We start from the raw sequence: 24,527 nt of genomic DNA on the forward strand, positions 1-24,527 counted from the left end.
CCTTTCCGTCAAAAGACTGAAATGCAAATATTACTGTTTTTTTCATTGAATGAGCAATCATTTTTTGATAACCTAGTACTGTAATCAACATTAATTACTTGTTCCAGGGAGGAATATTATCATGGCATTCAAATTACCAGAATTAACTTACGCTTACGACGCATTGGAACCTCATATCGATGCAAAAACAATGGAAATTCACCATTCTAAACACCACAATACTTACGTAACAAACTTAAACGCAGCAGTAGAAGGTACTGAATACGCTGACAAAGACATCAACGAGTTAATCGCTAACATCGATGCTTTACCAGCTGACAAACAAACTGCTGTACGTAACAACGGTGGCGGACATGCTAACCACACATTATTCTGGGAATTAATCGCTCCAGGCGGTTCTAACACTCCAGTAGGTGAAGTAGCTGCTGCAATCGATACAAAATTCGGTTCATTCGACGCTTTCAAAGAAGAATTTGCAAAAGCTGCAACAACTCGTTTCGGTTCAGGTTGGGCTTGGTTAATCGTTGATGGTGACGGTGTAGCTGTTACTTCAACTCCAAACCAAGACTCTCCAGTAATGGAAGGTAAAACACCAATCCTAGGCTTAGACGTTTGGGAGCACGCTTACTACTTAAACTACCAAAACCGTCGTCCAGACTACATCGGTGCATTCTGGAACGTAGTGAACTGGGACGTAGTAGAAGCTAAATACCAAGCTGCAAAATAATATGCGAAGAAGTAGCTATATACTAAACGGACAACCAGTTTGCGACGAAAGCGAAGCGACAGGAGCACTTCTGGGACGTAGTAGAAGCTAAGTTCCAAGCTGCAAAATAATTAAATTTGCACATTCAAATTTAATTATTTCTGTACCGAAAGCGAAGCGGCAGGTACAAAATATTTTAAACGTAAAACGCATGAGAAGTTCATTACTTCCATGCGTTTTTTATGTATTTTTTTACAGTTATCTGCTACGCTCAAAATAGTAAATAGAATTGGGGTGCGGCAGTGGATGATTGATGAATTTATTGCACAAATTGATGAGAAGTGGCACGGTGCTTTTATCAAATTAATGGAGGCGATTGATGAGAACTTGCCGCCAGGGTTTGAAAAGTCAATTGATAGGAATATGATCGTATATAATGTACCATTAACAACCTATCCAAAAGGGTATCATGTAACACGGAACACACCATTACCGTTTTTGGCCCTTGCTCCACAAAAGCGCCATATTGGCCTTTATCATATGGGCATCTACAGTAATCCTGAACTTCTCAAATGGTTTCAGGAAGCCTATGCCGAAGCGGTTCCGACAAAACTAAATATGGGGAAAAGCTGTATTCGCTGGACATCGACCAAACATATCCCCTATGAACTAATCGGGGAACTGAGCAAAAAAATGACGGTAGAACAGTGGATTGCTGCCTATGAAAATGAAATACAGAGATAAATAAAGAAGGACAAACGAGGGCACATTTCCTTGTTAGTCCTGTCTTATTGCTCGACATCTTGCATTGTTCCAGTGAACGGAACAAGATGCAGGTAGTCCAGCTTAATAATTATATTTTCTAAAAGGCTTTGTAACTTCGGTTGCAGAGCTTTTTTGTATATTTTATTCTTCCTTATATAGTCGTAAATACACCTAAACTAAGCTACTTGTGAATAAAGTAAAGAGAGGTGAGGAATAAATGAGCATGACGTACAAAAATATACTAGTTGCCGTGGATGAAACGAATGAGTCGCTGATTGCTTTTAGAAGAGCTGTGCAAGTTGCACTCAATAATGTCGGAAGTAAGCTGTATATTGTTCATGTAATTGATACCCGTTCCTTTGCATTTTCAGAAGGCTATAACTTTGATATGGCGGAAAAAATTACGAATAATAAAAAGGATTTGTTAGATAGTTATGAAAAAAAAGCGCAGCAGTCAGGCTTGGTAAATATAAAAAAACTTATTGAATACGGAACGCCTAAGCACGTCATTGCACGTGATATCCCTCAGCAGGAAAAAATTGATTTAATTATTTGCGGTGTAACCGGAAAAGGGGAATTAGCCCGCCTTTTCCTTGGGTCTGTATCGGAAGGGATATTAAGAAATGCCCGCTGTGACGTTCTTGTTGTAAGAAATTCCTAAAAAGATGACGAAGCTCCACGTAATTTTCGTGAAGCTTCTTTTTTGTGAAACTTTATAAAAGTACAGCCGTCTAAAAGATGAATAATAAAAATCTGAACTCTTTTTTCATGGAGTTTTCAGTGTTATACTAAAAGCTATGACTATACATTCATGTACACGATACATAAAGTAAGGAAGGGGAAGAGTTCTTTGCGCAAAATTACGCAAAATCGTCAGCAAAATCCGAAGGCAAAGCAACGGGCAAGTTTAACTTTTCGGATGAATATCCTTTTCTTTTCAATATTTGTTTTGTTCTCAGTACTAATATTTCGTCTAGGATATATACAAATTGTAAAAGGTGAAGATTATGTGCGTGCTTTAGAGCGTACAGAGGAAGTGCGGGTAAATACTAGTGTGCCCCGTGGCCGTATTTTTGACCGTTATGGTCGTATTTTAGTTGATAATCAGCCTGAAAATGCGATTACGTATACAAAAATGCAAACAACAAAATCCGCTGAAATGCTTGAAATTGCAGAAAAACTTGCAAATCTCATCGAGCAGCCGACAGAAAAAGTAACACAGCGCGATAAATTAGATTTCTGGATTTTACGGAATCCGGAAAAAGCAAAAGAAAAAGTAACACAAAAGGAAATGACGAAATTCCAACTTGAAAATGAAGAATTAGAAATGAAGGAAATCAATAAAGAGTATGATCGACGGATTCGGGAACGGATTACAGATGAAGAACTGGAACAGCTTACCGACTTTGACCTGGAAGTTCTCGCGATTTACCGTGAAATGATGACGGGCTATAATTTATCCCCGCAAATTATTAAAGGTGAGAATGTTACACCGGAAGAATTTGCTCGCGTTTCAGAACAATTGGCGGATCTGCCGGGTGTGAATACGACAACCGATTGGAAACGCGTACGATTATCTCCATTAGCGATTTTAGGTCGAACAACGGTACCAAGCAAAGGTGTACCTAAATCGAAACTGGATTTTTATTTAGCACGTGATTATTCTCGGAACGACCGTGTTGGGGAAAGTTATTTTGAAGCACAGTATGAAGAAATTTTGCAAGGTGAAAAATCAGTCGTTAAAAACATAACGAATAAAAAAGGCCAAGTAGTTGAAACGATGACGACTTTCGCAGGGGAGCCCGGCAAAGATTTAGTAACAACAATCGATGTGGAACTGCAGCAAAAAGCTGATGAAATTTTGGAGAAGTATTTATTGGAATTAAAAGCTAAAGGTGGTTCTCAATTATTGGACCGCGGATTTTTAGTTGCAATGAGTCCAAAAACCGGAGAGCTATTATCTGTAGTCGGCAAGAAAATAGAAAAAGATAAAGACACTGGCAAACCTTATATTGTTGACTATTCTTACGGTACATTCACTTCAGCATATGAAGCAGGGTCAACTGTAAAAGCAGCAACCGTTTTAATGGGCTACAATGAGGGAGTTATTAGGCCGGGAACGGTTATGCTCGATTCACCAATGCGAATCGGGAATATTACACTGAATACTTTATTCAATAAGACTGGTAGTGTCATGCTGGATGATTTAACGGCATTGGAACGTTCATCAAACGTCTATATGTTCAAAATTGCGATGGGTATTGGCGGCCGTACGTATTCACCAGGTATGCGCTTTAGTTTAGCTCCGGGTACATTGCAGACAATGCGAAATGAGTATGCGCAGTTTGGACTAGGTGTGCCAACGGGGATCGACCTTCCTGGGGAATCGACAGGCTATCAGGCAGACCCGGATACCGATGTAAAACTATTAAACTTGGCGATCGGCCAGTTTGATACGTATACAACGATGCAATTGGCACAATATATTTCAACGATTGCAAACGGTGGTTACCGCATTCAACCACGCATGTTAAAAGAAATACGCAACCCTTCTAAAGATGGCGAGTATTTAGGGCAAGTTGTGGAAGAAGTAGCACCTAAAATTTTAAACAAAATCGAAAACAGCCAAGGAGAAATTGAACATGTACAAGAAGGTCTGCGCCGAGTTTACTTCGGGGCAAATGGTTCTGCCCGCCGTCAGTTTGAAACAGCAGATTATACAGCTGCTGGTAAAACGGGTACAGCCGAGGTAGTTTACTATGGACCGCAGCGTGATAAATGGAAAACTAACACGATCAATATTGTCCATGTAGGCTATGCACCATTTGATGATCCTGAAATTGCTTATGCAGTCATTTTTCCATGGGCAACAACGAACTTTACAAATAACTATTTACCACAGGCGAATTTAACAGCACGTGAATTAGTAGATTCCTATTTTGAACTGAAAAATAAATATGCAGAAGAGGGCTTATCTACAAGTAAAGTAGAAAAACCGATCATCAAGCATTCAGATGAAAAGCTGGATGAGGATGAAGAAGTTGAAACAGTAAATGAATAAAATCATGATCCCGTAGTTTCTTGCTACGGGATTTTTTTTAAGGAGAAGATTCAATGAGAAAGAAGATAATACATATTGTTGTTATCATCGGTGCCCTAAGTAATGCAGCGATTCTAGCATTCATGGATTTGCCGGCATGGCTCATTATTTTAATGTCGGTAATCTATATTGTTATTTTTGAAGGGCTCCTGCTTGTACTGGAGCCCCGTTTAGTCCGTGCCGAGCGCGAACGGAATGTTAAAGCCTATCCTTTTTTACGAGAATTGGTTGACGCAAAAAAAGCGACGGTTACAATGCGAGACGGTTCGGTGTTATATAATGCTACGTTCGAAGGCTATGCCCATCCAAAAGATGCGAAAACCATTTTACTTTATGTACATAAAGTAAAGACGAAAAAGGAAAAAGCAGCCTATACAGAACATCCTATTAAACTAATTAACATTAAAAGCGTAAAAAAGATTCAATAAGAAGAAAATGAGACAATTTGCCGGGAACTCCTGTAAATTGTCTTTTTTATTTACAATGATTTACATGCAATTAACTGCGGAATTATATAAGCTTAACAATTTGTGACTATAGTTGGAATTGTAAGAAAAACATCTATTAAACAAGCGGAGGAATTACAAATGAAAAAGTGGCAGTACTTAACATCAACAGCTTTACTAGGTTCAGCAATTCTTTTAGGAGCATGTGGTGGAGAAGAAAATAATGATGAAACATCAACATCTGCACAAACAAACACTGAACAAGCTGAAACTGGCAGCGCACAATTGACAGGTAACGTAGTAGGCGATGGTTCATCAACAGTTGCTCCAATTACAGAAGCATTAGTTGAAGAATACGCGGGCGTACAAAAAGATGTACGCGTAGCAGTTGGTGTATCTGGTACAGGCGGCGGATTCGAAAAATTCATCAATGGTGAAACGGATTTCTCAAACGCTTCTCGTCCAATCAAAGATACTGAAATGGAAGAGCTTAAAAACGCAGGAGTAGAATATACAGAATTTGAACTTGCTTACGACGGTTTATCGGTAGTTGTACACCCTGAAAATACTTGGGCAAAAGATTTAACAGTTGACCAATTAAAGAAGATTTGGATTGAAGATGGTTCTACGAAAAAATGGTCTGATATTGATCCTTCATGGCCGGATGAAGAAATTGTATTCTACTCACCAGGTTCTGACTCAGGTACGTATGATTACTTCGATGAAGTCATTTTAGACGGTGAAGACATTGTTAAAACAGCAACATTATCTGAAGATGACAATGTGTTAGTACAAGGTGTAACAGCAGATAAAAATGCAATCGGCTATTTCGGATACGCATACTACCTGGAAAATAAAGATAGATTACAAGTTGTAACTGTTGACGGTGTGGAACCGACAAACGAAACAATCGAATCAGGTGAATACTCACCATTATCACGACCACTTTTCGTTTATGTGAAAAACAGTGCAGTTAAAGACAATGAAGCTACATATGACTTCATGAAATTCACACTTGAAAATGCTGGTGAAATGGCAGAAGTAGTAGGGTATGTGAGCTTACCAGATGAAAAGTATGAAGAAGCTCTAAAAGAGTTAGAAGGATTAAAATAATTACGATGTTTAATAGTGTGGGGTGGCTCTCATGCCCCCACACGTTTTTTTATGATGAAAATTGACCGTTTATTTATATAGATGACTGGAAGGAGTTTTCGCACATGGCTCTTAAACAACAGGAGCAAGTAAGTGTCCAACAATTAATCGAGCGTTCGCGCAATCGCAAAGGAAAGAAAGTAATCGAAAAGTTAGTACCAATCGGGTTATTTTTAGCAGCAACGATTTCGGTTCTTACGACGTTTGGGATTGTATTTACACTAATATTCGAGACATTTGAATTCTTCACGCGAGTGTCGATTACAGATTATTTATTTGGTACAGAATGGCTGCCATTCTCAGGTAAGGAGCCATTGTATGGAGTATTACCATTAATATTCGGGACATTTAAAATAACACTGATTGCTATTATTGTAGCAGTACCATTCGGTTTGGGCGCTGCCATTTATTTAAGTGAATATGCATCAGAACGTGTACGAAAAATCATTAAACCGATTTTAGAAGTACTGGCAGGTGTACCAACAATTGTATACGGGTTCTTTGCCTTAACATTTATTACACCCATTTTACAGGCCATTATTCCCGATTTGAAAATATTTAATGCAATAAGCCCCGGGATTGTTGTCGGAATCATGATACTACCAATGATCACATCCATGTCCGAAGATGCGATGAGCTCTGTTCCAAGTTCGATTCGTGAAGGAGCGTTAGGGTTAGGGGCGACAAAATTCGAAGTAGCAGTTAAAGTTGTTCTGCCAGCCGCATTATCAGGTATTGTCGCTTCTGTCGTATTAGGTATTTCCCGGGCAATAGGGGAGACGATGATTGTTTCGCTGGCAGGCGGATCTACACCAAAATTCGACTTTGGCTTTACTGATTCGATTCAAACAATGACTGCTTATATCGTACAAGTAACGACAGGTGATGCCGGTTACGGTACTACAATTTACTACTCAATTTACGCAGTAGGGTTTACATTGTTTATTTTCACATTAGCAATGAATTTGCTTGCAACCTACATTTCAAAACGCTTCCGAGAGGAGTATTAATATGCGCTATATACAAGAAGATTTAGTGATGAAGCGGATGAATAAACGCCTCAATTCGAATAAAATGTGGAAAATTATTTTCATTATTGCTACAAGTTTTGCCCTTGTTTCTTTAGGTATGTTACTATACCGAATTTTGTCGCAAGGAATTGGTTTTTTAGATATGAATTTCATTACAAACTTCGCGTCACGTATTCCCGAAAATGCAGGGATTAAAGCAGCACTAGTCGGATCATTATGGCTGATGAGCGTTGTTGCCCCAGTCTCGATTATTTTAGGGGTAAGTACAGCGCTGTATTTGGAGGAATATGCAAAGCAAAACAAATTAAATGATTTTATCCGCATAAATATTTCTAACTTGGCAGGGGTTCCTTCAATAGTTTTCGGTTTACTCGGATTAACAATTTTCGTTCGACTGTTTGGCTTTGAAAAAAGTATTTTGGCAGCCGGACTGACGATGAGTCTACTCATATTGCCTGTTATTATTGTTGCGGCTCAAGAAGCGATCCGCTCGGTACCAAATGAACAGCGCGAAGCTTCATACGGAATGGGTGCAACGAAATGGCAAACGATTGTTAGGGTCGTGCTGCCGGCAGCTATTCCGGGAATTTTAACAGGTAGTATTTTAGCGTTATCTCGAGCAATTGGTGAAACAGCACCATTAGTAGTAATCGGTATTCCAGTCATTCTACAGTTTTTACCAACTGGATATCTCGATACATTTACCGCATTGCCGATGCAGATTTTCGATTGGGCAAAACGTCCGCAAGAAGCGTTCCAGTATGTGGCTTCAGCAGGAATTATCGTATTAATGATTTTCTTATTAACGATGAATTCCATTGCAATCTATATTCGAAATAAATTCCAAAAACGATATTAGGAGTGAAATGGAATGGTTCAAGTATTAACGAAAAATAATGTGCGTCAATCTGCAATGGGAATCGAACAAAATCAAGCGAATGTCATGCAGTCCCATAACTTTAATTTATGGTATGGGGATCACCATGCTTTAAAAGATATCAACTTAGACATGAAGGAAAACGAAGTAACGGCAATTATCGGTCCTTCCGGCTGCGGGAAATCGACATATATAAAAGCATTAAACCGAATGGTAGAACTTGTGCCGATCGTACGGACATCAGGAGAAATCAATTATCGCGGCCGTAATATTTTTTCAAACGGCTATGAAGTGGAAGAACTGCGCACGAAGGTCGGCATGGTGTTTCAAAAACCGAATCCGTTTCCAAAATCGATTTATGATAATATCGCATACGGACCACGAATACATGGGATTAAAAATAAGAAAATCCTGGACGAAATTGTGGAAAAATCCCTGCGTGGTGCAGCCATCTGGGATGAGGTGAAAGATCGTTTAAATCAAAATGCCTATGGGTTATCAGGCGGTCAGCAGCAGCGTATTTGTATCGCACGCTGTTTGGCAATCGAACCGGATGTCATTTTAATGGATGAGCCGACTTCAGCGCTTGACCCAATTTCAACATTAAAAGTTGAAGAGCTTGTACAGCAGATGAAAGAACAATATTCAATCGTCATCGTGACACATAATATGCAGCAGGCTGCACGTATTTCCGACAAAACGGCCTTCTTCCTGAACGGGGAAGTAGTAGAGTTTGATAAGACAGATATCATTTTCTCGACACCGTCAGATCAGCGCACCGAAGACTATATTTCCGGTCGATTTGGATAATTAGAAAAGGAGAATGATAACGATGATTCGCGAGCGTTTTGAACATGATCTAATAGCGGTACAGCAAGATTTAATGGAACTGTGTGATTTAAGTATTCATTCATTGCAGGAGTCTTTTAAAGCTTTTTTAAAAAAGGATATTGATTTGGCGCTTCAAGTTATAGATACCGATCCGAAGATTAATAGGTTGGAGGAAATAATCAATGACCGTGTCATTTTACTCATTGCAAAACAACAGCCTGTTGCGACAGATTTACGCCGTTTAATTGTTGTGATTAAAGCAGCAACGGATATGGAGCGCATAGGTGATCATGCGGTCAATATCGCAAAGGAAACAATTCGAATCGGAAAAACACCATTTGTCACGAGCGTGGAGCCGATTGAGGAAATGTTCCATAAAACAATTTTAATGCTGCGCCAAATTGTCGACGCCTTTTTAGAGGAGAATACGACTAAGGCAAAAGAAATTGCAAAACTGGATGATGAGGTCGACGAATTAACAGGCAATATACTTAGTAACTTAATGAAGTTGTCTGTTTCCAATGAGCAAGTGGCACAAGTGACGAGTTTATCATACGTATGCCGCTGTATCGAACGTTCGGCAGACCACGCAACAAATATAGCCGAGCATTTATTCTACCTTGTAAAAGGGAAGCATTATGAACTGAATAATTAAATGTAAAAAGTATAGGGAGGAGACTTCCTATACTTTTTTTCTTTAATCAAACAAATTTGTTCATGAATAATTTATGTAATGAAAGGGTACATGGTACAATAAAGGTAATTCAAATAAGTCCTGTACTTATTTAAATGTAAAGGGGTAGACAGCATGTTAAAAACAATTGTATTTGACCAATTAAAGCAAGCGATGAAAAACAAAGATGTATTGGCTAAAGGAGTATTAACTTTAGTGAAATCCGCTTTGGATTCTGCAGAAAAGGAAAAAGGTGCGGAATTGACGCCACAGGAAGAAATTGCTGTCATTAATCGTGAAATTAAGCAGACAAACCAGTCACTAGAAGGTGCAAAGCAAGCAGACCGTCCAGATTTAATCGAAAAAGAGGAAGCAAAATTAGTCATTTTAAAAAGCTTCTTACCAAAACAGTTAACAGAGGAAGAAATTTCAGCTGAGCTTCAGGCAGCTGGTATTACTTCAGGCATGAATATGGGGGATGCAATGAAAATTGCAAAGCCTTTACTTGATGGAAAAGCAGACGGAGCGACAATTTCAAAAGTTGTCAAAACGCTCATTTCCTAAAATGAAAATAAGCATTGTCAAGTAACAGAAAAGGAGGTGTGCCGCAATTAATTGACGGTCACGTCCTTTTCGCTATATTTTTCTAAAACAATAACACTTACACTACAAAAAGGAATTAGGATAGGGAGGATTAAAATGACCTTACATGAACAAATTGAACTGTATGTACCTTACAATGAACAGGAAGCAAAAGATCGAGACATCATTTTACGTGCAATGGCTAGTTTATCGGATGTCCTGACAAGAAATAATGAAGTTCTGCATTTTACTGCTTCAGCTTTTGTATTCAACCCAGACCGCACCCGTGTACTAATGGCTCATCATAATATTTATAATTCATGGGGCTGGATGGGCGGTCATGCAGACGGCGATCCTGATTTATTTAATGTAGCGAAAAAAGAGCTGATGGAAGAAGCAGGTCTTACAGAAGCAAAAGCGATGCAGGAAGATATTATTTCGCTTGATATCCTGCCGGTTATCGGTCATATGAAAAACGGAAAATATGTTGCAGCACATTTACATTTTAATGTGACTTATATATTTGAAGTGGAAGATGAAGCGACATTTAAAGCGAAGCTTGATGAAAACAGTGAAGTAGGTTGGATCGCAATGGACGAAGTTGCCGAAAAATGTACGGAAGCGCATATGATTCCAATCTATGAGAAAATTATAGAGAAGGTAAAAAAAATCGGCTGTTAAACGATAGGCTGAAATGGATAACATTTTTTCTAAAGACTGATTTTTTCCATACGGAGATTTTCTGGATTCAACTCGCTGATATACAGAAAAACACAAACGAATGCTGAAATTGAAATAATTTCACAAAATTAAACAACCGTGTGCTAAAATAACGTTGTATAAACAAAAGGGAGGCTATTTTCAAATGGCGAAAAAAGTAAAAGAATATAAAATTAACCCAGATCGAGTGGAAGAAGCATTATTAGTACAAAACCGTATGCTTCTTGAATTATTGGTTCAAGTTTTAGATGAGCAACTAGTAATTGAACGTCCAATTTTACACGAACGTTTAGGAAACCTAATCGAGCTTTCAGACAACGATCGTGATTTGAAAGATACTTTACACGGTTTAACTCAAAAATTATAATTACATACATTTATGTGTGGTGCGGTATCCTAGTGATACCGCTTTTTTTATGCAGAAAAAACGATTATAAAGTTAGTTATTCGCCCACAGTTTAAATTACTACTTTTTAATTTTAATCTTCGCTATACTATCGGTATTGATTTGAAAACAGATGGAGGGTTTTACATGACAAATGAATATAAGACTGTATTAACAGATGAAATTCTTCATTTTTTATATCGTAATGCATCTTTTCAAGCTTTAGATGAAAATGAGCAGCAACAGTTTTTGGAGAAATTCGGTAAACAACCATTATTCATAGAGGTTATCGAAATTGCAATTGCACTTGAAGAAATGATTGCAGAAGTGGAAGCAACGATGCCGAAAATACAGGATAAAGATTATTTATTCCCGATTGAGCAACAAAAGCAATTACTGAAAGATCGGACTGTTATTGATGGCAATGTACTGTATGTGCCGTTTGAAGAGATGAAAAATCTTTATTCGCCCATGATAGTCATCCTACAGCAATCTGACGCCATGCAGGGGGTTGAAGCATTTACGAAAGGGACCATTTTACCGCTATTTAATTTATGTGCTATCCAAAAACGTGATTTAATCATACTTCCGTTTAGTAATAAACCGGCTCAACCGCTCCTTTTTAAAAATGGAACACTTGAAATTGAAATGTTTGATCAATTTCTGCAGCATTTTTTAACTGGAGACGCTCAAATTATGCCGGCTATAGACAAGGCGATTGAACTTTTTACCCAAGACAACATTTGCCATCAGCGGGATCTTATGATTATTACGGATAATCAATTTAGCGATTTCCATAAACTGAATCAAGAAGTTGCTGCCGGAAAAATGCAGGAACTTGATATCGATCTCGCGGTCATCGCGATGAGCGAAACCGACTTTGAAAAACAGCCGATTTCCTTTGCAGACAAAGTATTTTTTGCCAACGATTAATGAAACGAATCCGTTTTGGGTTCGTTTTTAATTTGCCCAATTTTGTTACACACAAGGAATTTTAAAAGGGAGTGCGGAATAATTAAAGTAAGGATACATAAATAGAGAGAAATGGAGTGTTTCGTTCGATGTATACAGCCTATTGTAGAACCGTCCAAAGTTCAATGCGTGTCGGTATGAAGCTTATGAACTGGAGAAAGCCAGAATTACTCCAAGGGGAAAACAGCCTTGAAAAATTGCCGGACCTTGTGAAAAGTTTAGATTTAAATATGCTTTTAGTGATTACAGATGAAGGAATTCACAAACTAGGGCTTATGGATAAGTTATTGGAGGGCTTACAGGAGCAAAATATTGCATTTGTTGTCTATAGTAAAACCGTTCCAAATCCAACTTTCACAAATATTGAAGAAGCATTGGAACTGTATAATGCGAATAATTGTGATGGCATTATAGCATTTGGCGGCGGGTCACCGATGGATTGTGCTAAGGCAGTTGCGGCAAGGATAGCACGCCCCGATAAATCGTTGGTTGATTTAAAGGGATTATTCAAAGTAAGAAAAGAAATGCCGCCGTTTTTTGCAATTCCGACTACGGCCGGAACGGGAAGCGAAGGGACGATAGCCGCAGTCGTATCAAATAGTGAAACACATGAAAAATTCGCTATTATGGATCCAGTGCTTGTCCCGCATTACGCTGTACTAGATCCGGTATTAACGATTAATTTGCCTCCGCATATTACATCTACGACGGGAATGGACGCTTTGACACATGCCGTGGAAGCCTATATTGGAAAAAGTAATACAGAGGAGACGAGAAAATATGCCCGTGAGGCAGTTATACTTATTTTTAAGTATTTAGAGCGCGCCTATGTTGAGGGAACAGATATGAAAGCAAGGACGGAAATGCAGCGTGCGTCCTATTTGGCCGGACTTGCATTTACCCGGGCATATGTAGGCTATGTTCATGCCATTGCTCATACACTCGGTGGTTTCTATCAAGTTCCGCACGGATTTGCCAATGCGATAATCCTGCCGCATGTCCTGCGATTTTACGGCGAAAGCGCTGCTAAGCCATTAGCAGAACTGGCGACGATTGTAGGAATCGGGAAAATAACAGACAGCGATGAAAAAAAGGCAGAGTTATTTATTGAAGCGATTGAAGCGTTAAATGAAAAGATGAACATTCCTCGAAAAATAACAGGAATCATCAACCGTGATGTGCCATTAATGGTAGAGCGCGCTATACAAGAAGCGAACCCGCTGTACCCTGTACCGCGCATTGTGAATAAAGATGAAATGTTTTATTTATACCAAGTCATTCAGGAATAGTAGAAAAAAGGACAAGCAAAAAACCCCGATTTTTCCATAGAGAAATCGGGGTTTATTTTTTGTATATTATTATTGTTCAAGTTGGTCGTCGAAATAGTTTAATAACCCTTGATAGATGCCCAGTGTTGCTTGTTCCCGGTAATAATCTGTAGTAATTGCCCGTTCTTCAGAAGGATTACTTAAATAACCGAGCTCAAGCAATATAGCATTTTGGCGGTTTTCGCGTAGCACTAAATAGTTTCCGAAGCGCGGTCCACGGTCCTTCAAGTTAACTTTTGATGCCAAGCCTTCATGGACATATTCGGCAAGCTTTTGCTGGTAACCATTCGTATAATAGGTCGTAAAACCGCTCACTGAACTATCTTCATTTGCGTCATAGTGAATACTGATAAACGCATCGGCACTTGCCTGATGCGACACTGCTACACGCTTTCGCAAGTCGACAAATATATCAGATTCCCGGGTCATGACAACATTTGCACCGGCAGCCTGTAATTTGGAACGGAGCATTTCTGCTGTAATAATATTAATATCTTTTTCGTCGGTTCCACGAACGCCGGTAGTACCACGGTCATTACCGCCATGACCGGCATCCAGCACGATTGTTAAGCCTTTTAATGTACCCTGTTTACGCTCGGCTACTTGGCTTGTATTTTTTGGGGATGTAGTTCCCTGTGAATTGTTTTCACTTACAACCCAGTTTGCGACATACGCAGTCTGTTGATCTTTTACTGCGATTTTAAACCAGTCGCCTTCACTTTCCACTATCGGATATGTATGACCAGCATCTGCGATAACGACTACATTTGAAGAAGTAGAAGGGGATTCCCTTAAGTTTGTCCCGTTATAAATAATCGTGACAAAGTTTTTCGCTTCTTCTTTCTCAGATGAATGATTTTGTTTCAATTGTTTTGTGAAAGTTCCGTAAAAGCTGTAAATCCAACCTTTTTTGCCTTTTTCATATTCAATCTCGACCCAATTATGATCGCGGCTAAGCACTTTAAACTGTTGGCCCTCCGTGGCAAGTCCTAATTTTTTTGCTGTTAAATCAGGTTTTTTTCGGATGTTTACGGCACTTACATTAACGGTAAATGTATTCGGATCAATTTGCTCTATAGGTTCATTTGATTGTTCCTGTTCCACATTATCAGTTGGAGTTTCCGGTGTTTCCGACTTTGCATCTTTTACTGTGACATATTCTGCGAATACCCAACCTGTCATTTCCCCGAACTGAATTTGAATCCAATCCTGTTCCTGTTGTAAAAATTTACTTTCCGTCCCGGAAGAAATTTTCGTCAGTACAGATGCGGATAATGATGGCGCTACACGAACATTTAAAGAGTCCACTTGAGAAATGACCGTTTTGTCAGATGACGAGTCTTTTTGCACATTTGCTGTTTTCACAAGCCATGCCGCAACCCAACCTTCTTGTTGTCCGACCTGAACATGGTGCCAATCACCTTGTTTTTCAATCGAAATGATCTCAGTTCCTTCTTTTAACGTATCGATGATCGGATAAGAAAGACCGGGACCTTCACGTAAATATAAAATTTCCGCGTTTACATACAACGGTTCCCCGTTGGCATAAGCAGGGCGAGCGGAATAATTATACGGAATTACCGCTGTGAATAATAATAAAATTGATAAACCAATTATTATTTTATTTTTTTTCATAGTTTCCTCCTTTTAAAATTATTTTGTTTAAATGACCCTTTCACTATATACTCCTATATTATAAAAGTATTTATGACAAAAAATATAGCGTTTTTTTGAAAATGGTTGACAACTTGTCATGACATCATTAAGATTAGTGTTAATTTAACAAAAGTAACATTGCCAATGACCAAACAAGTAGCGGTTGCCAATGCTGAAAAGAGAGGGAAAGACATAGGCTGTAATCTTTCCTGCAGTATGTAACATGTGAACAACAGTTGAGAGGCGTTTCCTCGAAAAAATTTTTTCTAGTAGGGGAAGACGGAATCGGCCGTTATCCGAATTCGAGAGGATGTAGAGATACATCAATTAGGGTGGAACCGCGGAAGAATTTACAAGCTTTCGTCCCTTGCAGTTTTTGCAAGGGACGAAAGCTTTTTTTATTTTCTTCTTTCTTCAGCTCGCAATGCGTTTGGTCAATTAAGAGAGGAGTGCTTTTATGAATTTTAAAGTACCAAAAGGAACACAGGATATTTTACCGGGTCAATCCGAAAAATGGCAGTATGTAGAACGTGTCATCCGTGATTTATGTGAAAAATATCGCTATAACGAAATTCGCACACCAATGTTTGAATCAACAGAACTGTTTCAACGCGGTGTAGGGGATACAACGGATATCGTACAAAAAGAAATGTATACATTTACGGACAAAGGAAATCGTTCGTTAACATTACGTCCAGAAGGAACTGCTTCAGCGGTACGTGCATACGTGGAGCATAAAATGTTCGGTCAGGCAGATCAACCTGTCAAACTTTATTATACAGGTCCAATGTTCCGTTATGAACGTCAACAGGCAGGACGATATCGCCAATTCGTACAGTTTGGTGTAGAAGCAATCGGCTCAGCTGATCCGGCGATTGATGCGGAAGTAATGGCACTTGCAATGGATGTCTATACAACACTTGGTTTGTCTGATTTAAAATTAGTCATTAATTCATTAGGTGACAAAGATACGCGTGATGCGCACCGCAGTGCGTTAATTGAGCATTTCACTCCTGTTGTTGGGGAGCTTTGCAGTGATTGTCAAAGCCGTCTGGAGAAAAATCCTTTACGTATTTTAGATTGTAAAGTAGATGCTAAACACCCGGCAATGGCTACTGCACCGGCTTTAACGAATTATTTGACGGATTCTTCTGCAGAATACTTCACGAAAGTAAAACAATATTTGGATGTACTGGGCATTTCCTATGAAGTGGATCCTAACTTAGTACGTGGTCTTGATTACTATAACCATACAGCGTTTGAAATTATGATTACCGGTGAAGGGTTCGGTTCAATTACGACACTTTGCGGTGGCGGGCGCTATAACGGTTTAGTTGAAGATATTGGCGGACCGGAATCACCTGGTATCGGTTTTGCCCTGTCAATTGAACGATTATTATTGGCGCTGGAAGCAAAAAACATCGAGCTTGCAACGGGAAATAATCTGGAAATGTATGTTGTGGCAATGGGTGAAGAAGCTAAACTCAAAGCAGTGGAGCTTGTAAGTTCGTTCCGTGCAAAAGGCATTTCAGCAGATATGGATTATTTGGACCGGAAAATGAAAGCGCAAATGAAAGCTGCTGACCGTGCGAATGCAAAATTTGTCATTGTATTAGGTGAGTCAGAATTAGATGAGCAAGCAGTAAACGTCAAAACAATGGAAACAGGCGATCAGACAAAAGTGGAATTCGGTCAGCTTGTCCAATACGTTTTAGAAAACAAATAGTTGGAGGAATAACAATGGCGCAAAGAACACATGCATGTGGCTTAGTAACAGCTGCAGAAGCGGGACAGGAAGTTGTATTAAAAGGTTGGGTACAAAAACGTCGTGATTTAGGCGGATTAATTTTCGTGGATATGCGTGACCGTGAAGGGATCGTACAGGTAGTTTTCGGTGATCAAGCGAAAGACGCTTTAGAACTTGCCAATAAAATTCGTAATGAATTTGTCATTGAAGTAAAAGGTACAGTAGTTTTACGTGATGCTTCCCAAATTAACAAAAATATGAAGACAGGCGAAATCGAAGTGGTGGCTTCTGAACTGACGATTATTAATGAAGCAAAAAACCCGCCATTCGCAATCGATAACAATGCGGAAGTTTCGGAAGAGTTACGTTTGAAATACCGCTATTTGGATTTACGTCGCCCAGTAATGTATGACACATTTAAGATGCGCTCTGATGTAACACGTACAATCCGCAATTTCTTACAAAACGAAGGCTTCCTGGAAGTGGAAACACCAATTTTAACGAAATCAACACCAGAAGGAGCACGTGACTATTTAGTTCCATCTCGTGTACATGATGGTGAATTTTATGCATTACCGCAATCACCACAGTTATTTAAACAGCTATTAATGGTAGGTGGCTTTGAGAAGTACTTCCAAATTGCTCGTTGCTTCCGGGATGAAGATTTGCGTGCAGACCGTCAGCCGGAATTTACACAAGTCGACATCGAAACTTCATTCTTATCAATGGATGAAATTATAGAAATGAACGAACGTCTTCTTACTCAAGTTATGAAAGATGTAAAAGGCATTGATGTCGTTACACCATTCCCGCGCATGAGCTATAAAGAAGCAATGGATCGTTTCGGTTCAGATAAACCAGACGTACGTTTCGGACTGGAATTAAAACAGCTTTCAGACATCGTAAAAGAATCGGCATTCGGTGTATTTGCTAACGCAGTGGCAAATGGCGGTGAAGTGAAGGCAATCAATGTGAAAGGCGCAGCAGCAAACTATTCACGTAAAGATATTGATGCATTAGGCGAGTTTGCAGGCCGTTACGGGGCAAAAGGTTTAGCATGGTTAAAAGTGACAGAAGAAGGCTTGAATGGCCCGATTGCGAAGTTCTTTGAAGGCGAAGCAGCGGACACAATCATCCAAGCAACAGAAGCACAGGCTGGTGACTTATTATTATTCGTTGCAGACAAATCTTCTGTAGTTGCAGATGCACTAGGCGCATTACGTTTAAAATTAGGAAAAGAACTAGGCTTAATCGATGAGTCGAAATTCGAATTTTTATGGATTGTTGATTGGCCATTATTCGAATACGATGAGGCGGAAGGTCGTTACTATGCGGCCCACCATCCATTCACTCGCCCATTCGATGAAGATTTAGAGTTAATGAATACAAACCCTAAAGAAGTTCGTGCACAGGCATATGATATCGTATTAAACGGTTATGAGCTTGGCGGCGGGTCACTACGTATTTATGAGCCGGATTTACAAGCAAAAATGTTTGAACTGCTTGGATTTACTGAAGAAGAAGCGCGTGCACAGTTCGGCTTCTTACTTGAAGCATTTGACTACGGCGTTCCTCCACATGGCGGTTTGGCGATGGGACTTGACCGATTAGTAATGCTTCTAGCAGGCCGTACAAACTTACGTGATACAATTGCATTCCCTAAAACGGCAACAGCTAGCTGTTTATTAACAGATGCACCATCACAAGTTTCGGATGCACAGCTTGAAGAGTTAAGCTTACGTATCGCAGCGACAGCAAAAAAATAAATGTTAAGGTACTTCTTCTCACGGGAAGATGTACCTTTTTTTATGAAGTAAATTGGAACCATATTATTCTAAAAAATTAGTACAATTTTAATAATTTATAAGAATGGAATGTTTTCGATTGAATAATCAGAATATTGGTGTTAATATAACACTAATACGAATCCTGAAGTGTTCGTCGCTATATTTGTTACTAAACACTTTTGACCGAACAATAAATCGTTGGGAGCTACTATTACCGTAGAAGCAAACATGCCCCATTTGGAGCGGGAAGTTTAACGCTGCGATTAGTGCACCCCCTTGCTATAGACGCGGGATCAAAACGATGTTGTAGCAAGACGGCATTTTTGGGATTCGTCCATTTCTAATTTTACTCTTCTACTTTTATGTAGAAGAGTATTTTTATTTTGTTATAATAACTGGAATCGGAGCATTCCTGAAATGATATTATCGAAAATGCTACTTTCTGTCATTAGATTGTTGCTTGCATCTCGTATATGATGTCGTTATAATGCCTAGTAGAATGATAAAGATTGAGGGGTAAAATTAGATGTTACATCAATTTTCACGAAACGAGTTAGCTATTGGAACAGAAGGGTTAGAAAAGCTGGAAGAAACGACAGTCGCAATTTTAGGTGTAGGCGGTGTAGGTTCGTTTGCGGCAGAAGCATGTGCACGCAGCGGGATTGGCCGTATCATATTAGTAGATAAAGATAATGTGGATATTACGAATGTCAATCGTCAATTAGTTGCATATCTATCAACAGTTGGAAAGTCAAAGTCTGCTATTATGAAAGAACGGATTGCAGATATTAACCCGGAGTGTGAAGTAATTGATATGCATATGTTTTATACAGAAGAAACATATGAACAGTTTTTCGCACAAGGAATTGATTATGTAATCGATGCATCCGATACAGTTATGTACAAAATCCATATTATGAAAGAATGTTTAAAACGCAACATTCCAATTATCTCAAGCATGGGTGCTGCCAATAAAATGGATCCTACACGATTCCAAATTGCCGATATTTCAAAAACGCATACAGATCCATTGGCAAAAGTAATCCGTACAAAACTGCGTAAAGAAGGCATTAAAAAAGGTGTAACTGTTGTATTTTCAGATGAATCCCCAATTGTCGTACGTCCGGACGTTGCACAATATGTAGGAAAGCCTGAAGCGGAAATCCGCAAAGCACAATTACCACCTTCATCAAATGCATTCGTACCATCTGTTGCCGGATTAATTGCAGCAAGCTGGGTTATTAATACGATTTTAAAAGATGTCGAAATTAAACGTGTTCAAGGGTAAGTCGTAAACTTCCATAAATGAAAGGATGTGTAAAAGGTATTTCTAAACCTTTTAACACATCTTTTTTATTGAGGAATTGTTAAATGATATTTACTGATTTTAACCTTGTTTTTACATCTAAAACGTCATTAGACAATTAATGAATCATCAAATTTATCTTTCCGTTAATCAAATTATTACGTAATAAATTACATACTTATATTAGTTTATACAAAAATTTCCTCATAAAGTGGTTTTGTTATGAATGGTTATTCATTAAATGGAATACAATATTATTGTGATAAAACAATAAAAATATTTAAGAAATGGAGCTTAAGAAATGGTCATACAACAATTGGAATACCGGGGTTTGAATTTACATGATGTGATCGGCTCAGTGGAAATTGCAATAGATGCCGATTTAAATACGATTCACATTTATGATACCGATCATATTGTTGAACCGGAATATGATTTTTTAACGAAAAACTTCAAGCTAAGCGAAGGTTTCTGGAAAATGGCGAATGTAATAAAAGAAAAGCAATTATTTTTAAGCAATGATGAAAAAAATTTAGATATATGGATTGAATCATTTAACTGGTTTTTTTACAGTTCAGGCCCTTCCGTTAAAATCTATAAACAGGGTGAGATGGTTGTATTTAAAAACGACTATATAAATATAGAGAAGTTATTGTATGCAAAGTACTTTTCCCGTTTGACAGGTGAATCTTTGAATGGCAAATGACATAATATTCTATTAAGAGAATAATTATGGCAAAAATATGGCAGGATTTTAATGATTTTTTCGTTTTTGAAGAAAAATTCCTTTTTTTTGCTATAGTTAGAGTGTATTGATAATATGCATGGGGATGCAAGGAGGAACGATAGAATGACAATCGAAATGAAAAATGATTTATTGAATTTGCCGAGTCTGCAATTGAAGATGGATACAATCGTTTTTGAAAATATCGATACAAAACCAAATTGGTCAAAAGCTTTTGAGCAGCTGGATAGATTATTGCACAAAGTAGCGAATAATTTTAATTTTTACATTGCTAAAAATGACGGGGAACTGCCATCAAGCACTACTTATTGGACGCTTTATATGGATATTGCTTCAAAACTTTTATACTTTACCGGTTTAGCGCATGCCAACTTAATTGCGGAAGATGATATGGATGCACGTGCACATGTGAGTAAGTTTTATGAGTTAAGTGCGAGCTGTATTCCAAACGCGCATACTGAAAATAATGAAGAATTGCTTTCGGAGATTCAAAAGAGTATTTACCAGTTAAGCGGTGAAGAAGTTAAGCTGACTGTTGCCGACAATGTGGAACAGTGTATTAAAGCATTTAAGAAATTTGCAGAGTCATACGAAAAGTAAAATATAAGAGAGTCATTTTCATTTGAAAATGACTCTTTTTGTATTCGTTATAAATTGTCTTTTATTTCTTAAAGGATTTTAGCTTCTCATGTATAGCGGCCATTCTTTTTTCTTCACCTGCTATGACGGGCTTATAAAATTCGGTACCTGCCAATTCATCCGGTAAATATTGCTGTTGCACCCAGCCACCAAAAGTTCCAAGAGGGGAATCGTGAGGGTATTTGTAACCGACATGACCGAGTTCTGCCGCACCCGCATAATGAGCATCTTTTAGATGGTTCGGTATATCACCGGTTTTCCCTTCATGAATTGCTGCAATCGCTGAATCCAATGCTTTATAGGCTGAATTCGATTTGTCCGATAAACACATTTCAACGACAGCGGTTGCAAGCGGTATGCGTGCTTCCGGCAACCCGAGTTTCACGGCAGCTTCCGTCGCTGCCTGCACATGTGCTCCGACACTAGGATTCGCAAGTCCGATATCTTCATAGGCCATGACGAGCAGTCTTCGACATACTGCAACTAAGTCCCCATTTTCGAGTAAATGAGCCAAATAATAGAGCGCAGCATTTGGATCGCTGCCACGTACCGATTTTTGAAGGGCAGACAATAAGTTATAGAAATGAGAGCCCCCTTTATCCCCAAAAACCCCAATTCGTTTTGCAAGTGCGTCGATCGCATTATCATTGATAATGGTTACTCCGTCTTTTTCATCTGAAGCATAATAGACCGATTCCAAAAGAGTTAATGCTTTTCTGGCATCTCCGTTGGAAGCATTGGCAATTTTTTCGATTTGCTGTTCGGTTATATCAATTTCTAAATGTCCAAGTCCACGTTCTTTATCTGCTAATGCCTGATTGAGTAGTTGAACGATATCATCGCCTGTTAAGCGTTCCAATTGTAATATTTCCCCACAGCGCGAACGGATGGCAGGGTTTACATCATGGAACGGGTTTTCCGTTGTTGCCCCGATTAAGACGATTGAACCGTTTTCCACATGCGGCAGCAATGTATCTTGCTGAAGTTTGTTGAAGCGGTGGATTTCATCTAAAAATAAGAGGACTTTACCGCTCATACGCGCGTCCATCACGATTTGCTCAATATCTTTCTTCCCAGCATGTGTTGCGTTCAATGCAAAGAACGGAAGTTTCGAACTCCCGGCAATCGCGTTGGCAATCGATGTTTTTCCAACTCCCGGAGGTCCGTATAACAATATCGAAGGTACATGTCCTTTTTCGATCATTCTAAACAATGGTGTTGCCGTTCCAATAATATGCTGCTGACCGACAATTTCTTGAATGGTACGAGGTCTCATTTTATAGGCGAGCGGTTCATTTTGCATAATTTTTCGCTCCTTTTCTTTTCAGTAAAATAAATTGGTTATTGTTAATTATCATAAAGTATTTCCGAGTGGTTTAAAAGGAGTTGTGTTATAATGAATAATATTATAGGACTAGAAAATAAGAGGTGTAACGATGAAAATATCGACTAAAGGGCGTTACGGTTTAACGATTATGATTGAATTGGCAAAGCATTATGGTGAAGGACCGATTCCGTTGCGACAAATTGCTGCGGATAAAGATTTATCTGAAGCGTATTTAGAGCAATTAGTGTCACCACTCCGCAATGCAGGCCTAGTAAAAAGTGTTCGTGGTGCATACGGCGGCTATATGTTGGCACATAAGCCTAATGAAATTTCGGCTGCTGATGTCATCCGCGTATTGGAAGGACCGATCCAGCCGGTTGAAGGAATTGAAAATGAGGAAGCGCCACAGCGTGAACTGTGGATGCGGATTCGCGATGCAGTGAAAAATGTGTTGGATACAACGACGATTGATGATTTGGCAAAATATACGAATAATGAAGTATCTGACGGTTACATGTTTTACATTTAGTGTTATTTAAAGGAGTTAGTTAGTTTGAAAAATTCAATTTATCTTGATCATGCCGCTACTTCGCCAATTGCATCGGAAGTAATTGATGTAATGGCACGTGCAATGGCAGAGGAAAGCGGTAATGCATCAAGTATTCATACAGTTGGACGCAGTGCACGTAAAGCGCTGGATGAATCTCGGGCTAGTTTGGCAGCCAAAGTAAATGCGAAGCCCTCTGAAATTATTTTTACAAGCGGAGGAACAGAAGCCGATAATATGGCCATCTTTGGAACAGCGTTTGCGCGCCAAAAAGAAGGTAAACATATTATCACAACAGCAATTGAACACCATGCAGTTTTACATGCGTGTGAAAAGCTTGAAAAAGAAGGTTTCACGGTGACGTATTTACCAGTTGATCAAACGGGACGTATCCGCGCTGAACAGGTAAAAGAGGCTTTACGTGATGATACGATTTTAGTGACGATTATGTATGGTAACAATGAAGTTGGCACAATCCAGCCTATCGCAGAAATTGGTGCGATAGTAAAAGAACATACCGCAACATTTCATACAGATGCTGTACAAGCATTTGGACTGGAAAAAATGGATGTTGAAGCACTCCACGTTGACTTACTAAGTGTTTCGGCGCATAAAATTAACGGTCCTAAAGGAATCGGCTTTTTATATGCAAAAACAGGAGTTAAACTGACAAATATCCTTTATGGTGGCTCACAGGAAAAAAAACGCCGTGCAGGTACCGAAAATGTCCCGGCTGTGATTGCTTTTGCAAAAGCTGCCGAGTTAGCAGGACGGTCTTCACAACAGCGTATGGAGCAGTATAATGGTTTCAAAAATATTTTAATCGAACAGTTCCAGCAGGCGAATATTGATTTTCATCTGAATGGTCATCAAACGAGCGTTTTACCACATGTATTGAATGTGACTTTCCCCGGGACGGATGTTGAATCATTTTTAATCAATTTGGATATGGCCGGCGTACTCGTATCTAGCGGTTCGGCTTGTACAGCAGGTTCGATTGATCCGTCCCATGTACTTGTTGCAATGTATGGACAGAACGCCCCTGAGCTTCGTAGTTCCATTCGTTTCAGTTTTGGGTTAGGATTAACAGACGAGTTAGTGCGAGAAGCAGGTAAGCGTACTGCTGAAATTGTGAAACGTCTAACTTCGTAAATTTATAAGAAAGACTTCGCGCCTTTTACGCGATTTGTCTAAGAAAAGGTGAA

Annotated in this window: 24 protein-coding genes, 1 other RNA gene and 1 other annotated feature; of the genes, 23 read left to right on the top strand and 2 right to left on the bottom strand. The window is 39.0% G+C overall.

From position 1 onward, the window contains the following. The first annotated feature begins 121 nt into the window (after positions 1-121). The 15 genes from CBM15_RS05305 (at position 122) to CBM15_RS05375 (ending at position 13,529) form a co-directional block, all read left to right on the top strand. Complete coding sequence (locus tag CBM15_RS05305; protein ID WP_087616044.1) at positions 122-727, top strand: superoxide dismutase; 606 nt, start codon at positions 122-124, stop codon at positions 725-727. A gap of 285 nt (positions 728-1,012) precedes the next feature. Next, complete coding sequence (locus tag CBM15_RS05310; protein ID WP_087616046.1) at positions 1,013-1,450, top strand: DUF1801 domain-containing protein; 438 nt, start codon at positions 1,013-1,015, stop codon at positions 1,448-1,450. 238 nt (positions 1,451-1,688) lie between these two features. Continuing rightward, positions 1,689-2,132, top strand: coding sequence for a universal stress protein (locus CBM15_RS05315; RefSeq protein ID WP_087616048.1), 444 nt, complete (start codon positions 1,689-1,691; stop codon positions 2,130-2,132). 189 nt (positions 2,133-2,321) lie between these two features. Next, entirely contained in the window at positions 2,322-4,532 is a 2,211-nt protein-coding gene (locus tag CBM15_RS05320) for a peptidoglycan D,D-transpeptidase FtsI family protein (RefSeq protein WP_087616050.1), read from the top strand. A gap of 53 nt (positions 4,533-4,585) precedes the next feature. Beyond that, the gene (locus CBM15_RS05325; protein ID WP_065215652.1) at positions 4,586-4,999 is read left to right on the top strand and encodes a response regulator; all 414 of its coding nucleotides are present in this window, start codon (positions 4,586-4,588) and stop codon (positions 4,997-4,999) included. Positions 5,000-5,158: 159 nt separating this feature from the next. Continuing rightward, entirely contained in the window at positions 5,159-6,130 is a 972-nt protein-coding gene (locus tag CBM15_RS05330) for a PstS family phosphate ABC transporter substrate-binding protein (protein WP_087616052.1), read from the top strand. Between the two features lie 104 nt (positions 6,131-6,234). After that, positions 6,235-7,179, top strand: a complete 945-nt coding sequence (pstC, locus tag CBM15_RS05335; protein ID WP_008408566.1) for a phosphate ABC transporter permease subunit PstC — start codon at positions 6,235-6,237, stop codon at positions 7,177-7,179. 1 nt (position 7,180) lies between these two features. After that, positions 7,181-8,059, top strand: a complete 879-nt coding sequence (gene pstA / locus CBM15_RS05340) for a phosphate ABC transporter permease PstA (protein WP_087616054.1) — start codon at positions 7,181-7,183, stop codon at positions 8,057-8,059. A 54-nt stretch (positions 8,060-8,113) separates the two neighbouring features. Then, on the top strand, positions 8,114-8,887 hold the full coding sequence (gene pstB / locus CBM15_RS05345; RefSeq protein WP_087616584.1) for a phosphate ABC transporter ATP-binding protein PstB: 774 nt from the start codon (positions 8,114-8,116) through the stop codon (positions 8,885-8,887). A 22-nt stretch (positions 8,888-8,909) separates the two neighbouring features. After that, positions 8,910-9,563 carry a phosphate signaling complex protein PhoU gene (gene phoU, locus CBM15_RS05350; protein ID WP_008408561.1) on the top strand — a complete coding sequence of 218 codons (654 nt, stop codon included), beginning with the start codon at positions 8,910-8,912 and terminating at the stop codon, positions 9,561-9,563. A gap of 153 nt (positions 9,564-9,716) precedes the next feature. After that, positions 9,717-10,145, top strand: a complete 429-nt coding sequence (locus tag CBM15_RS05355; protein ID WP_008408559.1) for a GatB/YqeY domain-containing protein — start codon at positions 9,717-9,719, stop codon at positions 10,143-10,145. Positions 10,146-10,280: 135 nt separating this feature from the next. Next, a complete protein-coding gene (locus CBM15_RS05360; RefSeq protein WP_087616056.1) occupies positions 10,281-10,844 on the top strand; it encodes an NUDIX hydrolase in 564 nt (187 codons plus the stop codon). Between the two features lie 184 nt (positions 10,845-11,028). Further along, the gene (locus CBM15_RS05365) at positions 11,029-11,250 is read left to right on the top strand and encodes a hypothetical protein (protein ID WP_008408555.1); all 222 of its coding nucleotides are present in this window, start codon (positions 11,029-11,031) and stop codon (positions 11,248-11,250) included. A gap of 165 nt (positions 11,251-11,415) precedes the next feature. After that, positions 11,416-12,201 carry a vWA domain-containing protein gene (locus CBM15_RS05370; protein WP_087616058.1) on the top strand — a complete coding sequence of 262 codons (786 nt, stop codon included), beginning with the start codon at positions 11,416-11,418 and terminating at the stop codon, positions 12,199-12,201. Between the two features lie 128 nt (positions 12,202-12,329). Continuing rightward, a complete protein-coding gene (locus CBM15_RS05375) occupies positions 12,330-13,529 on the top strand; it encodes an iron-containing alcohol dehydrogenase (protein WP_087616060.1) in 1,200 nt (399 codons plus the stop codon). Between the two features lie 69 nt (positions 13,530-13,598). Here CBM15_RS05375 and CBM15_RS05380 read toward each other — a convergent pair whose 3' ends face one another. Next, positions 13,599-15,203: an N-acetylmuramoyl-L-alanine amidase family protein gene (locus CBM15_RS05380; protein ID WP_087616061.1), complete on the bottom strand. Its 1,605-nt coding sequence runs from the start codon at positions 15,201-15,203 to the stop codon at positions 13,599-13,601. A 156-nt stretch (positions 15,204-15,359) separates the two neighbouring features. After that, positions 15,360-15,595, top strand: a binding site (T-box leader). An 86-nt stretch (positions 15,596-15,681) separates the two neighbouring features. Between CBM15_RS05380 and hisS the strand changes: the two genes are divergently transcribed. From hisS to CBM15_RS05410, 6 genes are all read left to right on the top strand, one after another. Further along, positions 15,682-16,950, top strand: a complete 1,269-nt coding sequence (hisS, locus tag CBM15_RS05385; protein ID WP_087616063.1) for a histidine--tRNA ligase — start codon at positions 15,682-15,684, stop codon at positions 16,948-16,950. A 14-nt stretch (positions 16,951-16,964) separates the two neighbouring features. Continuing rightward, positions 16,965-18,737: an aspartate--tRNA ligase gene (gene aspS / locus CBM15_RS05390; RefSeq protein WP_008408547.1), complete on the top strand. Its 1,773-nt coding sequence runs from the start codon at positions 16,965-16,967 to the stop codon at positions 18,735-18,737. Positions 18,738-18,894: 157 nt separating this feature from the next. Beyond that, positions 18,895-19,092, top strand: a non-coding RNA gene (ssrS, locus tag CBM15_RS05395) — 6S RNA. A gap of 192 nt (positions 19,093-19,284) precedes the next feature. Further along, positions 19,285-20,046: a tRNA threonylcarbamoyladenosine dehydratase gene (locus CBM15_RS05400; protein ID WP_087616065.1), complete on the top strand. Its 762-nt coding sequence runs from the start codon at positions 19,285-19,287 to the stop codon at positions 20,044-20,046. Positions 20,047-20,365: 319 nt separating this feature from the next. Further along, a complete protein-coding gene (locus CBM15_RS05405; protein ID WP_087616067.1) occupies positions 20,366-20,770 on the top strand; it encodes an aminopeptidase in 405 nt (134 codons plus the stop codon). Between the two features lie 144 nt (positions 20,771-20,914). Then, the gene (locus tag CBM15_RS05410; RefSeq protein ID WP_087616069.1) at positions 20,915-21,409 is read left to right on the top strand and encodes a GTPase; all 495 of its coding nucleotides are present in this window, start codon (positions 20,915-20,917) and stop codon (positions 21,407-21,409) included. Between the two features lie 61 nt (positions 21,410-21,470). On the opposite strand, the gene CBM15_RS05415 is transcribed toward CBM15_RS05410, so the two are convergent. Continuing rightward, positions 21,471-22,751: a replication-associated recombination protein A gene (locus tag CBM15_RS05415; RefSeq protein WP_087616071.1), complete on the bottom strand. Its 1,281-nt coding sequence runs from the start codon at positions 22,749-22,751 to the stop codon at positions 21,471-21,473. 133 nt (positions 22,752-22,884) lie between these two features. Here CBM15_RS05415 and cymR point away from each other — a divergent pair, with 133 nt between their 5' ends. Then, a complete protein-coding gene (gene cymR / locus CBM15_RS05420) occupies positions 22,885-23,304 on the top strand; it encodes a cysteine metabolism transcriptional regulator CymR (protein ID WP_008408540.1) in 420 nt (139 codons plus the stop codon). A gap of 24 nt (positions 23,305-23,328) precedes the next feature. After that, positions 23,329-24,474, top strand: coding sequence for a cysteine desulfurase family protein (locus CBM15_RS05425; protein WP_087616073.1), 1,146 nt, complete (start codon positions 23,329-23,331; stop codon positions 24,472-24,474). Positions 24,475-24,527: the final 53 nt, after the last annotated feature.

The sequence above is a fragment of the Solibacillus kalamii genome (genome assembly GCF_002174535.1).
GTDB classification, from domain to species: Bacteria; Bacillota; Bacilli; order Bacillales_A; family Planococcaceae; genus Solibacillus; species Solibacillus silvestris.

Excerpts from the sequence above, each read along its gene's own strand:
- CBM15_RS05305 (WP_087616044.1), top strand. The coding sequence starts at position 122 with ATGGCATTCAAATTACCAGAATTAACTTACGCTTACGACGCATTGGAA.
- CBM15_RS05310 (WP_087616046.1), top strand. The coding sequence starts at position 1,013 with ATGATTGATGAATTTATTGCACAAATTGATGAGAAGTGGCACGGTGCT.
- CBM15_RS05315 (WP_087616048.1), top strand. The coding sequence starts at position 1,689 with ATGAGCATGACGTACAAAAATATACTAGTTGCCGTGGATGAAACGAAT.
- CBM15_RS05325 (WP_065215652.1), top strand. The coding sequence starts at position 4,586 with ATGAGAAAGAAGATAATACATATTGTTGTTATCATCGGTGCCCTAAGT.
- CBM15_RS05330 (WP_087616052.1), top strand. The coding sequence starts at position 5,159 with ATGAAAAAGTGGCAGTACTTAACATCAACAGCTTTACTAGGTTCAGCA.
- pstC (WP_008408566.1), top strand. The coding sequence starts at position 6,235 with ATGGCTCTTAAACAACAGGAGCAAGTAAGTGTCCAACAATTAATCGAG.
- pstA (WP_087616054.1), top strand. The coding sequence starts at position 7,181 with ATGCGCTATATACAAGAAGATTTAGTGATGAAGCGGATGAATAAACGC.
- pstB (WP_087616584.1), top strand. The coding sequence starts at position 8,114 with ATGGGAATCGAACAAAATCAAGCGAATGTCATGCAGTCCCATAACTTT.
- phoU (WP_008408561.1), top strand. The coding sequence starts at position 8,910 with ATGATTCGCGAGCGTTTTGAACATGATCTAATAGCGGTACAGCAAGAT.
- CBM15_RS05355 (WP_008408559.1), top strand. The coding sequence starts at position 9,717 with ATGTTAAAAACAATTGTATTTGACCAATTAAAGCAAGCGATGAAAAAC.
- CBM15_RS05360 (WP_087616056.1), top strand. The coding sequence starts at position 10,281 with ATGACCTTACATGAACAAATTGAACTGTATGTACCTTACAATGAACAG.
- CBM15_RS05365 (WP_008408555.1), top strand. The coding sequence starts at position 11,029 with ATGGCGAAAAAAGTAAAAGAATATAAAATTAACCCAGATCGAGTGGAA.
- CBM15_RS05370 (WP_087616058.1), top strand. The coding sequence starts at position 11,416 with ATGACAAATGAATATAAGACTGTATTAACAGATGAAATTCTTCATTTT.
- CBM15_RS05375 (WP_087616060.1), top strand. The coding sequence starts at position 12,330 with ATGTATACAGCCTATTGTAGAACCGTCCAAAGTTCAATGCGTGTCGGT.
- CBM15_RS05380 (WP_087616061.1), bottom strand. The coding sequence starts at position 15,203 with ATGAAAAAAAATAAAATAATAATTGGTTTATCAATTTTATTATTATTC.
- hisS (WP_087616063.1), top strand. The coding sequence starts at position 15,682 with ATGAATTTTAAAGTACCAAAAGGAACACAGGATATTTTACCGGGTCAA.
- aspS (WP_008408547.1), top strand. The coding sequence starts at position 16,965 with ATGGCGCAAAGAACACATGCATGTGGCTTAGTAACAGCTGCAGAAGCG.
- CBM15_RS05400 (WP_087616065.1), top strand. The coding sequence starts at position 19,285 with ATGTTACATCAATTTTCACGAAACGAGTTAGCTATTGGAACAGAAGGG.
- CBM15_RS05405 (WP_087616067.1), top strand. The coding sequence starts at position 20,366 with ATGGTCATACAACAATTGGAATACCGGGGTTTGAATTTACATGATGTG.
- CBM15_RS05410 (WP_087616069.1), top strand. The coding sequence starts at position 20,915 with ATGACAATCGAAATGAAAAATGATTTATTGAATTTGCCGAGTCTGCAA.
- CBM15_RS05415 (WP_087616071.1), bottom strand. The coding sequence starts at position 22,751 with ATGCAAAATGAACCGCTCGCCTATAAAATGAGACCTCGTACCATTCAA.
- cymR (WP_008408540.1), top strand. The coding sequence starts at position 22,885 with ATGAAAATATCGACTAAAGGGCGTTACGGTTTAACGATTATGATTGAA.